At 61.7% G+C, this 13,944-nt stretch carries 17 protein-coding genes; 13 read left to right on the top strand and 4 right to left on the bottom strand.

What is annotated here, in order from left to right; translation table 11 throughout:
- The first annotated feature begins 90 nt into the window (after positions 1-90).
- The gene (locus L6D63_RS11775) at positions 91-450 is read left to right on the top strand and encodes a hypothetical protein (RefSeq protein ID WP_131671523.1); all 360 of its coding nucleotides are present in this window, start codon (positions 91-93) and stop codon (positions 448-450) included.
- Between the two features lie 96 nt (positions 451-546).
- On the opposite strand, the gene trxA is transcribed toward L6D63_RS11775, so the two are convergent.
- The 3 genes from trxA to L6D63_RS11760 form a co-directional block, all read right to left on the bottom strand.
- A complete protein-coding gene (gene trxA, locus L6D63_RS11770) occupies positions 547-1,419 on the bottom strand; it encodes a thioredoxin (protein ID WP_041074494.1) in 873 nt (290 codons plus the stop codon).
- Between the two features lie 198 nt (positions 1,420-1,617).
- Positions 1,618-2,271 carry a class I SAM-dependent methyltransferase gene (locus tag L6D63_RS11765; protein WP_047296870.1) on the bottom strand — a complete coding sequence of 218 codons (654 nt, stop codon included), beginning with the start codon at positions 2,269-2,271 and terminating at the stop codon, positions 1,618-1,620.
- The gene (locus tag L6D63_RS11760; RefSeq protein WP_108183938.1) at positions 2,268-2,732 is read right to left on the bottom strand and encodes a YbaY family lipoprotein; all 465 of its coding nucleotides are present in this window, start codon (positions 2,730-2,732) and stop codon (positions 2,268-2,270) included. Before L6D63_RS11760 ends, L6D63_RS11765 begins: the two co-directional genes overlap by 4 nt.
- A gap of 127 nt (positions 2,733-2,859) precedes the next feature.
- Here L6D63_RS11760 and nrdR point away from each other — a divergent pair, with 127 nt between their 5' ends.
- The 12 genes from nrdR (at position 2,860) to L6D63_RS11700 (ending at position 11,807) form a co-directional block, all read left to right on the top strand.
- Positions 2,860-3,324, top strand: a complete 465-nt coding sequence (gene nrdR / locus L6D63_RS11755; RefSeq protein WP_003228656.1) for a transcriptional regulator NrdR — start codon at positions 2,860-2,862, stop codon at positions 3,322-3,324.
- Entirely contained in the window at positions 3,321-4,454 is a 1,134-nt protein-coding gene (ribD, locus tag L6D63_RS11750) for a bifunctional diaminohydroxyphosphoribosylaminopyrimidine deaminase/5-amino-6-(5-phosphoribosylamino)uracil reductase RibD (RefSeq protein WP_131671524.1), read from the top strand. Before nrdR ends, ribD begins: the two co-directional genes overlap by 4 nt.
- A 47-nt stretch (positions 4,455-4,501) precedes the next feature.
- Complete coding sequence (locus L6D63_RS11745) at positions 4,502-5,164, top strand: riboflavin synthase (protein WP_007955571.1); 663 nt, start codon at positions 4,502-4,504, stop codon at positions 5,162-5,164.
- A 16-nt stretch (positions 5,165-5,180) separates the two neighbouring features.
- Positions 5,181-6,272, top strand: a complete 1,092-nt coding sequence (ribBA, locus tag L6D63_RS11740) for a bifunctional 3,4-dihydroxy-2-butanone-4-phosphate synthase/GTP cyclohydrolase II (RefSeq protein ID WP_007966103.1) — start codon at positions 5,181-5,183, stop codon at positions 6,270-6,272.
- Positions 6,273-6,507: 235 nt separating this feature from the next.
- Entirely contained in the window at positions 6,508-6,984 is a 477-nt protein-coding gene (gene ribH, locus L6D63_RS11735; RefSeq protein ID WP_003228649.1) for a 6,7-dimethyl-8-ribityllumazine synthase, read from the top strand.
- On the top strand, positions 6,981-7,481 hold the full coding sequence (nusB, locus tag L6D63_RS11730; RefSeq protein WP_047296866.1) for a transcription antitermination factor NusB: 501 nt from the start codon (positions 6,981-6,983) through the stop codon (positions 7,479-7,481). The genes ribH and nusB overlap by 4 nt, the downstream gene beginning before the upstream one ends.
- Positions 7,482-7,498: 17 nt before the next feature.
- Positions 7,499-8,464 (top strand): thiamine-phosphate kinase, encoded by a 966-nt coding sequence (gene thiL, locus L6D63_RS11725; protein ID WP_095668201.1) that lies wholly within the window; start codon positions 7,499-7,501, stop codon positions 8,462-8,464.
- Positions 8,461-8,964: a phosphatidylglycerophosphatase A family protein gene (locus L6D63_RS11720; protein ID WP_003228639.1), complete on the top strand. Its 504-nt coding sequence runs from the start codon at positions 8,461-8,463 to the stop codon at positions 8,962-8,964. Before thiL ends, L6D63_RS11720 begins: the two co-directional genes overlap by 4 nt.
- Positions 8,965-8,998: 34 nt before the next feature.
- Positions 8,999-9,736: a substrate-binding periplasmic protein gene (locus L6D63_RS11715; protein ID WP_131671525.1), complete on the top strand. Its 738-nt coding sequence runs from the start codon at positions 8,999-9,001 to the stop codon at positions 9,734-9,736.
- Positions 9,737-9,973: 237 nt separating this feature from the next.
- The gene (ribA, locus tag L6D63_RS11710; RefSeq protein WP_027612931.1) at positions 9,974-10,591 is read left to right on the top strand and encodes a GTP cyclohydrolase II; all 618 of its coding nucleotides are present in this window, start codon (positions 9,974-9,976) and stop codon (positions 10,589-10,591) included.
- Complete coding sequence (locus L6D63_RS11705) at positions 10,588-11,007, top strand: hypothetical protein (protein WP_047296863.1); 420 nt, start codon at positions 10,588-10,590, stop codon at positions 11,005-11,007. The genes ribA and L6D63_RS11705 overlap by 4 nt, the downstream gene beginning before the upstream one ends.
- Positions 11,007-11,807 carry a cobalamin-binding protein gene (locus L6D63_RS11700; RefSeq protein WP_131671526.1) on the top strand — a complete coding sequence of 267 codons (801 nt, stop codon included), beginning with the start codon at positions 11,007-11,009 and terminating at the stop codon, positions 11,805-11,807. Before L6D63_RS11705 ends, L6D63_RS11700 begins: the two co-directional genes overlap by 1 nt.
- A 113-nt stretch (positions 11,808-11,920) precedes the next feature.
- Here the strand turns inward: L6D63_RS11700 and L6D63_RS11695 are convergent, their stop codons facing one another.
- Positions 11,921-13,807, bottom strand: coding sequence for a TonB-dependent receptor domain-containing protein (locus L6D63_RS11695; RefSeq protein WP_131671527.1), 1,887 nt, complete (start codon positions 13,805-13,807; stop codon positions 11,921-11,923).
- Positions 13,808-13,944: the final 137 nt, after the last annotated feature.

Below are 13,944 nucleotides of genomic sequence, written 5' to 3'. Positions count from 1 at the left end.
TAACGAAAGTGCGCAGAGTTTGCCCGTGCGCTTGGCGTTGCACAAGTCCCGTGGGAGCATGCAGGTCAGAAATGTGCAGGAGCGAAGCAGATGTTGCGGATACGCGGAACCGTTGGCGCGACGCCGGTGGATTTGACGGTGGAGCTGGATGACAGTGATTGGGCGAAGCTCGGCGCAGCCCTTGGCGCGCAGCCGCAGGGTGATCAGCCTGAAGCGGCATTGAGCGCGCCGGTAGCGAAACCGCTCAACCAGGACGATGCGTTGTGGCAGGTTGCGCAGGATCTGTTGCGCAAGGCCGGGCAGCTCAGCGGGCCGGATCTGCTGGAGCAACTTGAGGGGCTGACCGGCAGCGCCTCGGCGGGCAAGCGCCTGCTGGTGCGCTTGCGCCACAGTTCACAGGTGAAAGTGGCGAGCGGCGGCGATACACCGCTTTACAGTTGGATCGAGTGAAACGAAAAAGATCGCAGCCTGCGGCAGCTCCTACAGTTTCATCCATGTTTTGCGGATGAACCTGTAGGAGCTGCCGCAGGCTGCGATCTTTTGATGTTAATAAAGCGCAGCAAACACCTTACGGCGGTATGCAGTCACCAGCGGATGATCATTGCCCAACAGTTCGAACACCTGCAGCAAGGTCTTGTGCGGCAGACCCTCACCGTAGCTGCGGTTACGGATGAACAGCTTGAGCAAGGCCTCCAGCGCCGCTTCGTATTGCTGACGCGCCAGTTGCTGGATCGCCAGTTGATACACCGCTTCGTCGTCCTGCGGGTTCTGTGCAAGGCGCGCCTTGAGGTCGGCGGCATCCGGCAGGTCGCGGGCCAGGCCAAGGAATTTGATCTGCGCTTTGGCGCCGGCCAGTGCAGCCTTGTGCTCATCGCTCTTGACTGCGTCGAGCACGGTTTGCGCCTCACCCAGTTCGCCGCGTTCGGTCAGGCAGCGGGCGTAGAGGATCAGCGCTTTGGCGTTGCTGTTGTCTTCGGTGAGCATCACCACCAGTGCGGCTTCTGCTTCCGCGTAACGACCTTCATCGAACAGTGCCTGAGCCTGTTCGAACGGATCGGCGGCGGCCGGCGGCGGCATCTGCACATGCGGTTCGAGCAGGGCACGCACGGCCGACTCCGGCTGCGCACCGGCAAAACCGTCGACCGGTTGGCCGTCCTTGAACAGCACCACGGTCGGCAGGCTGCGAATGCCGAAGCGGGCGACGATGTCCTGTTCGATGTCACAGTTGACCTTGGCCAGCAGCAGTTCGCCCTGATAGCTCTCGGCAATACCTTGCAGCATCGGCATCAACGCCTTGCACGGCGCACACCATTCGGCCCAGAAATCCACCAGCACCGGTTTGTTGAAGGAAGCTTCGATCACCGACTGGTCGAAATCGGCAGTCGTGGCGTCGAAGATGTACGGCGTTTGCTGACTCATGGGGGATCTCGTAAAAGCGTGGATGGGGCAACTATACGGCTTGGCGGGGTGTGGCCGGAAGCGGGGCAGATTTGAGAGGTGTACCGCTAGGCAGGACGCCATCGCTGGCAAGCCAGCTCCCACAGGATTCTGTGTCGTAGAAGAAATGTTGGTTCGACTCGGTCACTGTGGGAGCGGGCTTGCCCGCGATGCTTTTGGTTAGCGCCGCGCATGGTAAAGACTGACATGTCTGAACTCTTCCGGCTCCGCCAGATCCGGCAAGGTCATCGCCTCAAGCATTTCGATCCGCTCATACAGCGGATGACGAAAGTCCCGAACCCGCGAATCCGCCACCAGCGCCTCACGGCCACGGCTGAGAAATGCATCGAGTAGCGGCAGGTTCTCGCGGTCGTAGAGCACGTCCGCCACCAGAATCAGATCAAAGCGATCAGCCTCGGCAAAGAAGTCCGTCGAATAACTCATCTGCACATCATTGAGTTCAGCGTTGGCCCGACACGCAGCAATCGCCAGCGGATCCAGATCACAGGCCACCACTTCCAACGCCCCGGCCTTGACCGCCGCAATCGCGGCGATCCCGGAGCCGGCGCCGAAATCCAGCACCCGCTTGCCACGCACCCACTCGGGAAACTCCGCCAGATAACGCGCCACCGCCAGGCCGCTGGCCCAGCAGAAACTCCAGTAGGGCGGTTCGTGGAGGATGCGCCGGGTTTCATCCGGGCTGAATTCACGATCCATGTTGTCGCCGTCGATCAGCCACAACTGCAAATCGGTGCCCGGCAATCCGCAGGCCTTGAGCCGCGCATCACCGAGCAATTCACCCAGCGCCTGTTGCAGCTCGAGCGGTACGATCATGGTGCTTTGACAAATTGCAGCTGGCCCAGCGCCTGAGTGGTCGGCTGGGTGATGGTTTGCGACGGCAGGTGCAGGATCAACTGGCCGGACTGCGTGGCACGACCGCGCAGCTCAACCCGTGCGCCGGCCGGAAATGACTCCGGATTGAAGCGCAGGCGGAACGGCAGGATCTGGTTGTTGCCAATCAGGCTGGAACTGGCGAGCAATTGTTGCGGACGCGATTTTTCATCGATCACCAGCAGCGCCAGTTCGACTTCGGCTCCGGCCGGCACGCCTTGCAGGGTACCGCTCAGTTCCCGTTGATAGGCAGGCAGCGGACCCAGGTCGGCGGCTTCTTTGGCTTTTTTCTGCGCCTGTTGCGGCGCCGGGCCTGGTGTTGGCGGTTGCGGTTTGGGTTTATCGCTACCGCAGGCCACCAGCAGGGCGAAAAGACTGAGCAAAACGAGCGGTCGTAGCGACATTGGCAGCTCCAGAAAATGAAATCCGTGGATCAAACGATCATGGCAGTCTGTATACCGCAAACCCTATGGCTTGTCTTGCCACCGGGATGCGCTACCATGGCCCTCCCTTTTTTTGTTGCCAGCCACCATGCACTGTCCCTTCTGCGGTGCCAACGACACCAAGGTCATCGACTCGCGTCTGGTCGCCGAGGGCGAACAGGTGCGCCGCCGGCGTGAATGCCTGGCCTGCGGCGAACGTTTCACGACATTCGAGACGGCCGAACTGGTGTTGCCGCGCCTGATCAAAACCGATGGCAGCCGCCAACCGTTCGACGAAGAAAAACTCCGCGCCGGCATGCAACGCGCGCTGGAGAAACGTCCGGTGAGCGTCGAGCGTCTCGAATCCTCCCTGGTCCACATCAAGCACAAGCTGCGCGCCACCGGCGAGCGCGAGGTCAAATCCCTCGTGGTCGGCGAACTGGTGATGGCCGAGCTGCAAAAGCTTGATGAAGTCGCCTATATCCGTTTCGCTTCGGTATACCGACGCTTTCAGGACCTCAACGAATTCCGCGAAGAGATCGACCGCCTTGCCCGCGAACCGGTGAAAGAATGACCAGCGCCGCCGAGCAGGCGATCCTTGACGCCCGTTTCATGGCCCGCGCGCTGGAACTGGCGCGCAAGGGCCACTACACCACCCATCCCAATCCCCGGGTTGGCTGCGTGATCGTCAAGGACAGGCAGATTGTCGGCGAAGGCTTTCACGAGCGTGCCGGTGAACCCCACGCTGAAGTCCACGCCTTGCGCGCAGCCGGTGAGCTGGCCCGGGGCGCCACGGCTTACGTGACCCTCGAACCGTGCAGCCACCATGGCCGCACGCCGCCGTGCGCCGATGCGCTGGTAAATGCCGGAGTTGCCCGGGTGGTCGCCGCGATGCGCGATCCGAATCCGCAGGTCGCCGGACGTGGCTTGCAGCGCCTGGCCGATGCCGGCATCGCCACCGAAAGCGGCGTGCTGGAAGCCGAAGCACGTCAACTCAATCAAGGTTTTCTGAAGCGCATGGAACACGGCTTGCCGTTCGTGCGGGTCAAGCTGGCCATGAGTCTCGACGGTCGTACGGCGATGGACAGTGGCGAAAGCCAATGGATCACCGGCCCGGCTGCGCGTTCCGCCGTGCAGCGTCTGCGCGCGCAGGCTGCTGTGGTGCTGACCGGGGCCGACACCGTGCTGGCCGACGGTGCGCGCCTGACCGTGCGCGCCGACGAACTGGGTCTGGATGCGGAACAAACGGCACAGGCCATGAGCCGTCCGCCGCTGCGGGTGCTGATCGATGGGCGTCTGCGGGTGCCGCTGGATGCGCCATTCTTCAAGGCCGGCCCGGCGCTGGTCGCCACCTGCATGGCGGTCGAAGAGCAATACGCCAATGGCCCGGAATGCCTGATTGTGCCGGGTGATGACGGTCAGGTCGATCTGCATCAACTGCTCATCGAACTGGCCAACCGTGGCGTCAACGAAGTGCTGGTCGAGGCCGGCCCGCGTCTGGCCGGCGCGTTCGCGCAGCGTGGTCTGGTCGACGAGTTCGTGATCTTCATCGCCGGCAAGTTTCTCGGTTCCACGGCGCGGCCGCTGCTGGACTGGCCGCTGGCCTATATGAAGGACGCTCCGGAGCTGAAAATCACTGAAATCCGCGCGGTTGGCGATGACTGGCGAGTCACTGCGACGCCAGTCGTTTCGGCGAGCGTATAATTCCCGGCCATCGCCTTAGCGCTGGCTTCGTTCTCAAGGAGAACCCCATGTTTACCGGCATCATCGAATCCATCGGCAGTATCCGTGCACTGACCCCCAAGGGCGGTGATGTGCGGGTGCATGTCGAAACCGGCAAGCTCGACCTGAGCGACGTCAAACTCGGCGACAGCATCGCCGTCAACGGCGTGTGCCTGACCGCGGTTGAATTGCCGGGCAACGGTTTTGCTGCTGACGTCAGCCGCGAAACCCTCGATTGCACCGCGATGAATGACCTGAAAAGCGGCAGCCCGGTCAATCTGGAAAAAGCCCTGACCCCGACCACCCGTCTCGGCGGGCATCTGGTCAGCGGTCACGTCGACGGTGTCGGCGAAGTGGTGTCGCGCAGCGACAATGCCCGCGCCGTGGAATTTCGCATCCGCGCGCCGAAAGAGCTGGCCAAGTACATCGCCCATAAAGGCTCGATCACCGTCGACGGCACCAGCCTGACCGTGAACGCGGTGGATGGCGCCGAATTCCTGCTGACGATCATTCCGCACACCCTGAGCGAAACCATCATGGCCTCCTACAAGCCAGGCCGCCGGGTGAACCTGGAAGTCGATTTGCTGGCGCGTTATCTGGAGCGTTTGCTGTTGGGCGACAAGGCTGCAGAGCCGACGTCCGGTGGTATCACTGAAAGCTTTCTGGCCGCCAACGGCTACCTCAAATCCTGACTGAAGGGGGTGCCTTGTGGCGCTCAATAGCATCGAAGAACTGGTTGAAGACATCCGCCAAGGCAAGATGGTCATCCTCATGGATGACGAAGACCGCGAGAACGAAGGCGACCTGATCATGGCCGCCGAATGCTGCAAGGCCGAGCACATCAACTTCATGGCCAAGCACGCCCGTGGCCTGATCTGCATGCCGATGAGCCGCGAGCGCTGCGAGCTGTTGAAGCTGCCGCTGATGGCACCGCGCAACGGTTCCGGTTTCGGCACCAAGTTCACCGTGTCGATCGAAGCCGCCGAAGGCGTCACCACCGGTATCTCCGCCGCCGACCGTGCGCGCACCGTGCAAGCGGCGGCGGCCAAAGATGCCAAGGCTGAAGACATCGTCAGCCCGGGCCACATCTTCCCGCTGATGGCCCAGGCTGGCGGTACGCTGGCCCGTGCCGGTCACACCGAAGCCGCCTGCGACCTGGCGCGCATGGCCGGTTTCGAGCCGAGCGGCGTGATCTGCGAAGTGATGAACGACGACGGCACCATGTCCCGTCGCGCCGAACTGGAAGCTTTTGCCGCCGAACACAACATCAAGATCGGCACCATCGCCGACCTGATTCATTACCGGATGATCCACGAACGTACCGTTCAGCGGATTGCCGAGCAGCCGCTGGACAGCGAACTGGGCCAATTCAACCTGGTGACCTATCGTGATTCGGTGGAAGGCGACGTGCACATGGCGCTCACGCTGGGCACCGTTTGCGCCGAGGAACCGACCCTGGTTCGCGTGCACAACATGGACCCGCTGCGCGACCTGCTGATGGTCAAGCAACCTGGCCGCTGGAGCCTGCGTGCCGCGATGGCTGCGGTGGCCGAGGCCGGCAGCGGTGTGGTGCTGTTGCTCGGGCACCCGCTTGATGGCGACGTGTTGCTGGCGCACATCCGCGAAACTGCTGATCAGGCGGCGGTGAAAAAACCGACCACCTACAGCATCGTCGGTGCCGGTTCGCAGATCCTGCGTGACCTCGGTGTGCGCAAAATGCGCCTGATGTCGGCGCCAATGAAATTTAATGCGATATCCGGTTTCGATCTGGAAGTTGTAGAATACGTGCCCTCCGAATAATGACCCGGTGAATTCGGCATTGTTGATGTAGTTCCTTGTGGTGAGGGGATTCATCCCCGACGGGCTGCGTAGCGGCCCTATTTGGTTGGGACTGCTGCGCAGTCCATCGGGGATGAATCCCCTCGCCACAGGGTGTAGTCGAACAGCAATGCGATGTTTCCGGTCATGAATTTGTGGCTAATATCACTGAGGGATGCGTACGAGACGCGTCCCGGCTCTTTAAGAGATCTGACGAATGACCCTGAAGACCATCGAAGGTACCTTCATCGCCCCTAAAGGCCGCTACGCTCTGGTAGTGGGCCGTTTCAACAGCTTCGTGGTTGAAAGCCTGGTCAGCGGTGCAGTTGATGCCCTGGTTCGCCACGGCGTGAGCGAAAGCGACATCACTATCATCCGCGCACCTGGCGCCTTCGAAATCCCGCTGGTTGCGCAGAAAGTCGCCCAGAAAGGCGAGTTCGCAGCCATCATCGCCCTCGGCGCGGTCATTCGTGGCGGCACTCCGCACTTCGAATACGTGGCAGGCGAGTGCACCAAGGGTCTGGCCCAGGTGTCCATGGAATTCGGCGTACCGGTCGCGTTCGGCGTCCTGACCGTTGATTCCATCGAGCAAGCCATCGAACGTTCCGGTACCAAGGCCGGCAACAAAGGTGCTGAAGCTGCCCTGTCCGCTCTGGAAATGGTCAGCCTGCTGGCGCAGTTGGAGGCCAAGTGATTAGCGACGATAGCGATCGTTTCAACCCGCGCGATCCGAAACCTGCGGATGCCGGCAAGCCATCGAAGAGCGCCAAGCGCCGCGAAGCCCGTCAGCTCGCGACTCAGGCCCTGTATCAGTGGCACATGGCCCGGCAATCGCTGAACGAGATCGAAGCGCAGTTTCGCGTTGATAACGATTTCACCGATGTCGATGGCGCCTACTTCCGCGAGATCCTGCACGGGGTTCCGCAGTTCAAGACTGAAATCGACACCGCCCTCAAGCCGTGCCTGGACATCGAAATCGAAGAGCTGGACCCGGTTGAGCTGGCGGTTCTGCGCCTGTCCACTTGGGAACTGCTCAAGCGTGTCGATGTGCCGTACCGCGTGGTGATCAACGAAGGTATCGAGTTGGCGAAAGTCTTCGGTTCGACCGACGGCCACAAGTTCGTCAACGGCGTACTCGACAAGCTGGCTCCGCGCCTGCGTGAAGCTGAAGTGAAGGCATTCAAGCGCTGATACGCGCTTGAGACCTCATGGGCGAGTTTGAGCTGATCCGCAATTTCTTCGCCGCCGCGCCTTGTGCGCAGGGCGGCGAGGGCGTTGCTCTGGGGATCGGCGATGACTGCGCCTTGCTCGCCGTTCCCCCCGGGGAACAGCTGGCGATTTCCACCGATACGCTGGTGGCCGGCGTGCATTTCGCCGATCCCTGCGATCCGTTTCTGCTCGGTCAGCGCTCGCTGGCCGTCGCGGTCAGCGACCTGGCCGCCATGGGCGCCACGCCCGTTGCCTTTACCCTTGCCCTGACTGTGCCGACGGTGACCGCCGATTGGCTGCAAGCCTACGCCCGCGGTTTGAACCGCATGGCGCAGAGCTGCGGCATCGCGCTGGTCGGCGGTGACACCACGCGCGGGCCGTTGAGCCTGACGGTGACCGTATTCGGTCGCGTTCCGGTCGGGCAGGCCTTGACCCGCAGCGGCGCACAACCGGGCGATCTGCTCTGTGTTGGCGGTGAGCTGGGCAATGCCGCCGGGGCGTTGCCGCTGGTGCTTGGCCAGCGCGAGGCCGAAGCAGATATCGCCCAGCCGTTGCTCGATCATTACTGGTCGCCGCAACCGCAACTGGCGCTCGGTCAGGCCTTGCGTGGCAAGGCCACATCGGCTCTCGATATCTCTGACGGCCTGCTCGCCGACTGCGGGCATATCGCTCTGGCTTCGGGGGTTCGACTCGAAGTTGAACGCGAGCGCGTACCGTTGTCCGATGCTTTAGTGGCGTTTCTCGGTCAGCGTGGTGCCGAACGGGCAGCGTTGAGCGGCGGCGATGACTATGTGCTGGCCTTCACGCTACCGTCCGTCGAGTTGCCGGCGCTGCTGGCCGATGGTTGGCCGATCCATGTGATCGGGCGTGTGGCGCAGGGCCAGGGTGTGGTGCTGCTGGATCGCGAAGGCCACGATATCACCCCGCAAATCCGCGGTTATCAACATTTTCAGGAGACACCGTGACAGATCACCCGAAACAGGTTCCGGCCGAATTCGTTCCGCCGTCGGTCTGGCGCAATCCCTGGCATTTCCTCGCGTTCGGCTTTGGCTCCGGCACCTTGCCGAAAGCACCGGGCACGTGGGGTTCGTTAGTTGCGCTACCCTTTATCCCGTTGTGGCAGATGCTGCCCGACTGGGGTTACTGGCTGATGCTCGGGATCACCATGCTGTTCGGCTTCTGGCTGTGCGGCAAGGTGGCCGACGATCTGCGGGTGCACGACCACGAAGGCATCGTCTGGGATGAAATGGTCGGGATGTGGATCACCCTGTGGCTGGTGCCGGAAGGCTGGTACTGGTTGCTTGCGGGATTCCTGATGTTCCGCTTCTTCGACATTCTCAAGCCATGGCCGATCCGCTGGATCGACCGGCATGTCCACGGCGGCGTCGGCATCATGCTCGACGACGTGCTGGCCGGCGTGTTCGCCTGGCTGGCGATGCAGGGACTGGTGTGGATTTTCGCCTGATCCGTATCGTCAGGGTTAAGTGAGGAAACGAGGGATGGCTCGACGCTGGCTGGCGCTTGTGTTTTTGACCTTGCTGGGCACTGTTGCCAGTGCGCAGGAAGCTGCGCCGACGCCCGCGGTCATCCATCTGGCCAGCGAAGACTGGGAAGACTACACCGCCGCCGACGGCCACGGCCTGGGCTGGGACGTGCTGCGCAAGGTGTTCGAACCGGCCGGGGTGAAGCTCGACATCCGCACTGAACCCTATACGCGCTCCGTAGGTCTGGCCGAGCGCGGTGAAGTCGATGCCTGCGTCGGTTCGTATAAAAACGAGGCCAGCGACCTGCTATACCCGCGCTGGAACTTCGACACCGATCACATCTACGCCCTGGGCCTGGCGAGCAATCCGTCACCGACCCCGGAGACCCTCGGCAACTATCGCCTGGCGTGGGTACGTGGTTACGACTATCAGGATTATTTGCCCAATGTGCGCAACTACAATGAGGTCGTGCGGCGTACCGGGATCCTGTCGATGCTCACCCACAACCGCGCTGACTATTACATCGATGCCTTGACCGAAATCGATTATGTGATCGGCCGGGCCAAGGATCCGACGCAGTTTCGCAAGACGCATATCGCCGAATTGCCGCTCTACCTGTGCTTCGCCGACACGCCGCAAGCGCGCACACTGTTGGCGCTGTTCGACAGGCGCATGGAGCAACTGGTCAAGAGCGGGGAGCTGAAGCCGGTTTTCGAGCAGTGGAAGCAGCCGTATCCGTTTGAGACGCCCTGATGCGAACCCCTGTAGGAGCTGCGGCACGCTGCGATCTTTTGATCTTGAACCAATACAACCCGTCAAAAAGATCGCAGCCTCGTTTCACTCGACAGCTCCTGCAGGGATCCCGGTTGTCCGAGGAGTCATCAAACATTTTGATCGTTATGCCCGATAATTCAGCCTAAGCGTCTGCAGGAACCTGCTGTTACAATGCCGGCCTGCGAATCTTCAGACTTTTAGATCAGGAGCACACCGGTGCCTGTCGTTTTTGTCGCCGCTTCCAAGCTGCCAACGCCTTTTGCACAATTCACCATGCACGGTTTTCTCGATGAGGCCACCGGCCGCGAGCACGTTGTGCTGAGCCTGGGTGATTTCGCCGACGGTGCCCCGGTGCTCGGCCGGTTGCACTCCGAGTGCCTGACCGGTGACGCGCTGTTCAGCCAGCGCTGCGACTGCGGCTCGCAACTCGAAGCGGCACTCAAGGCCATCGCCCGTGAAGGCCGTGGCGTGCTGCTGTACCTGCGTCAGGAAGGTCGCGGCATCGGTCTGCTGAACAAGATCCGCGCCTACGAGTTGCAAGACGGCGGCGCCGACACCGTTGAAGCCAACGAGCGTCTGGGGTTTGCCGCCGATCAGCGTGACTACGCCATGTGCCTGCCGATGCTCGAGCATCTGGGCGTGAAGTCGCTGCGTCTGATGACCAACAACCCGCGCAAGGTCAAAGCCCTGACCGACATGGGCATCGTCGTTGCCGAGCGTGTGCCGCTGCACACCGGGCACAACCCGCACAACAAACTGTACCTGGCAACCAAGGCCAGCAAGCTCGACCACATGATGGGCAACGAGCATCAGGGCGAGGTAGACCGCGCGTGACCCGCGGTCAAGTGCGACGCCGCCTGGCGGTCGACTGGTGGAAGTATCTGGCGTTGGCGCTGCTGCCGCTGTTTGTCCTGAACCTGCTGTTCGGTCAGGGCGAGGGCATTGTGCCGGTGCTGACCATGCCATTGTTCATCGCCGGCGTTGCGTCGATGTTTGTCAGCCTGAAGTTCTTCGGGCGCTACAAACACGCGCTGATCACCACGCAGAAAGCCCTCGACACCCCTGATGAACCGGCGGCCTGGATTGCTTTGGCCACCCAGCGCCGTATTGCATTGCTCGCGGCATCGTTGCCGGCATGGATCGGTGCGCTGGCGGTGTTCGTCGGTCTTGAAGCCGTACCGCTGATGTTGCTGGCGCTGTCCACGGCCGTGCTGTTCTACCTCTACCGTATCCCGCGTCAACTCGGCTGATGCGCCGTCTGTGGCTGGCGGTTCTGCTGCTGGCCTGCGCGGGCCCGGTGCTGGCGAGTCTGCGGGTGGTCAGCCTCGCGCCTTCGCTGTCGGAAATCGTCGTTGAGCTGGATTCGGCTGATCTGCTGGTGGGCGTACTCGATGCTGGCGAGCGTCCTGCCGCCATTGCCGGTGTTCCCTCGGTGGGGCGCTATGGGCAACTCGACATGGAGCGCCTGCTCAGCCTCAAGCCTGATGTGCTGCTGTTGTGGCCCGGCAGTGTCGGCGCGGCGCAGCGCGACCAGCTCAAACGCCTGAACATCCCGACCTACGTCGCCGAACCGCACAATCTCCAACAGTTGTCAGCGCAGATCGAGACGATTGCCGCGCAACTCGGGCGACCTGAGCGTGGGACGAAACTGGCGGCAGACCTGCGCAAGAAAGTCGATGACCTGCGCCAGCGCTATCGTCGCGACACGCCGCTGAACGTGTTTTATCAAGTCTGGGACAAACCGCTGTACACCGTCGGTGGCGGGCAGATCATCAGCGATGCGCTTGAGGTGTGTGGCGCACGCAATGTGTTTGCCGACCTGAGTGTGCCCGCGCCGCAGGTGAGTATCGAGGCAGTGTTACAGCGCGATCCGCAGGTGATTCTGGCCGGTGATCAGGCGCAGCTGGACGCGTGGAAAGCCTGGCCGCAAGTGGCGGCGGTGAGGAGAGGACAATTGCTATTGGTCACGGATAAAGGCCTGGAGCGCCCAAGCGGCCAGATGATCGAAGCGACCGCCAGACTCTGCCAACTCATCCAGCCCCGCCGCTGACCTCTGTAGGAGCTGCCGAAGGCTGCGATCTTTTGATCTTGCTTGTGGCTGACTTGGAGTCGCTGAGGATCAAGATCAAAAGATCGCAGCCTTCGGCAGCTCCTACAGGGAGTTCAGTTAAGTCCTGGAGTCCAGGTGACCCCAAACATCCAGACTCGACCCTCCTCGCGATAGCCATACTGGCTGCCGTCATAGCTGTAATTCGCCCGGCTGTAGCCTTTGTCGAAAACGTTATCGACCTTCAGATCCAGCGTGATCTCGCGGTTCAGCGCCCAACTGCTGCGCAAGCCGAACAAGGCGTAGCCACCCAGCGGGTTTTCATTTTTCAGGTCGTCATAACTGTTGCTGACAGCCTGCCAGCTCGCACCGACGCCGATCTGGTCAAACTGGCGATCCAAATCCCAGCTCAATGTGCGCCGCGCACGACGCGCCAGAGTGTGCCCGGTATCACGATCGCGCGGGTCGATAATCGCCACACCGAGATTGCTCTGCCAGCCGAACAGTTCCTGTTTCAGCGCGGCTTCGAAACCATTGATCCGCGCCGAGGCCACGTTCTCCGGGCGCGAGTTGCTGCCGAAGATGATCGCGTCTTGCAGATCCGTGCGGTAGATCGACGCTTCCAGCCGACTGCTATCGCCCAACTGACTGCGCCATTGCAGTTCGTAGCTTTTCGAGGTTTCCGGTTTCAGATCCGGGTTGCTGAAGTCCGGGTAGTACAGGTCGTTGAAGGTCGGCGCGCGGAAGCCTTCGCTGTAGCTCAGCAGCAGGTCGTTGTCCGGGTTCAGCGGCAGGGTAAAGGTGCCGCTCCATGTGTTCTGGGTGCCAAATTGCTGATTATCGTCGTGACGCAGACCCAGTTCTGTGGAGAAGCTGTCGGCCTGATAGCGATGCTGAATGAACGCGGCGCGATTCCAGCGGCTGTCTTCGTTGAATGCGGTGCTGCTGTTGACCCGGTCCTCGTACCAGTCGCCGCCGAGGATCAGGCTGTTGCGCGCATCCAGAGTCAGGTCGTTCTGCCAGTTCACCGAGTCGCGATAGGTATTGAACACCGTGCGCTCGTCGCTGAGCTTGTCGAAGGTTTTCTCGCGGTTCTCGCTGTGACCGAATTCGACGCGGGTTTTCCAGGTTTCGTTGACCCGCGCATCGACGTAGCTGCTGACACTGCTGACGTTGAAGTCGCTGTAAGGCTGTTGCTGCACTGACTCGAAGGTGCTCGTGTCAAAGCGGCCGAACGGGTTGTCAAACTCGCTCTTGCCACGGTTATCCAGCAGGTTGGCGCCGACTTCAATGTCATCGGCCAGCGCATGGCTGAGGCTCAGGCTGACGGATTTATTGCGATAGGCATCATGATCGCTGTCGCTTGGGTACGACTCGTGGGTACGGTCTATACCGGCGGTGTCATCGAGGCTGGCGCCAAGGTTGAAGCGGGTCTTCTCGTCGCCACCGGACAGGCCGAGGCTGCGTTCCCAAGTCTGGTTACTGCCGAAGCCGACGTGCAGACGTGGTTGCAGGCCTTGCTCGTTGCCACGCCGGGTGAAGATCTGAATCACCCCGCCAATCGCATCGCTGCCGTAAATCACCGAACGCGAACCGCGCAGCACTTCCACACGTTCGATCTGATCGATGTTCAGGTGCTGCAGGTTGCTGTCGCCGGAGGTCGAACTGCCGATGCGCTGACCGTCGACCAGCACCAGACTCTGCGCCGACTGGGTGCCACGAATGTAGATCCCCGGCAGGCTGCCGCGCCCGCCTGCCTGCGCCACTTGCACGCCCGGCACCCGTTGCAGCAAGTCGGTGACGCTGCCCGGTTGCAGGCGGTCGATGTCTTCGCGGGTGAACACCGTGTTGGCGGCGCTGCTGTCGTTGCGCGCTTCGACCTGGCGGTTGGCACTGATCAGCGTGTCCGGCAGTTTCAGGGCCTGATCGCGCTCGAAGGTGTCGGCGAGGGTATTGGCGGTGGGAAGCAGGAAAAGGGGCAGGGCGAGGCGCGCGAGTTTCATCGGTGTTCCGTTGGTGTTTCTGGTTTGCACAAAATTTCTAGCGACACAAAACACTGTGGGAGCGGGCTTGCCCGCGATGGCGTCGGTACATCCAACATCAATGTTGACTGTGCCGACCTCATCGCGGGCAAGCCCGC

The organism is Pseudomonas parakoreensis, assembly GCF_021602155.1.
Taxonomy (GTDB): domain Bacteria; phylum Pseudomonadota; class Gammaproteobacteria; order Pseudomonadales; family Pseudomonadaceae; genus Aquipseudomonas; species Aquipseudomonas parakoreensis.
Note: the sequence above shows the minus strand (reverse complement) of the source record. Positions and strands in the feature narration are given on the sequence as shown.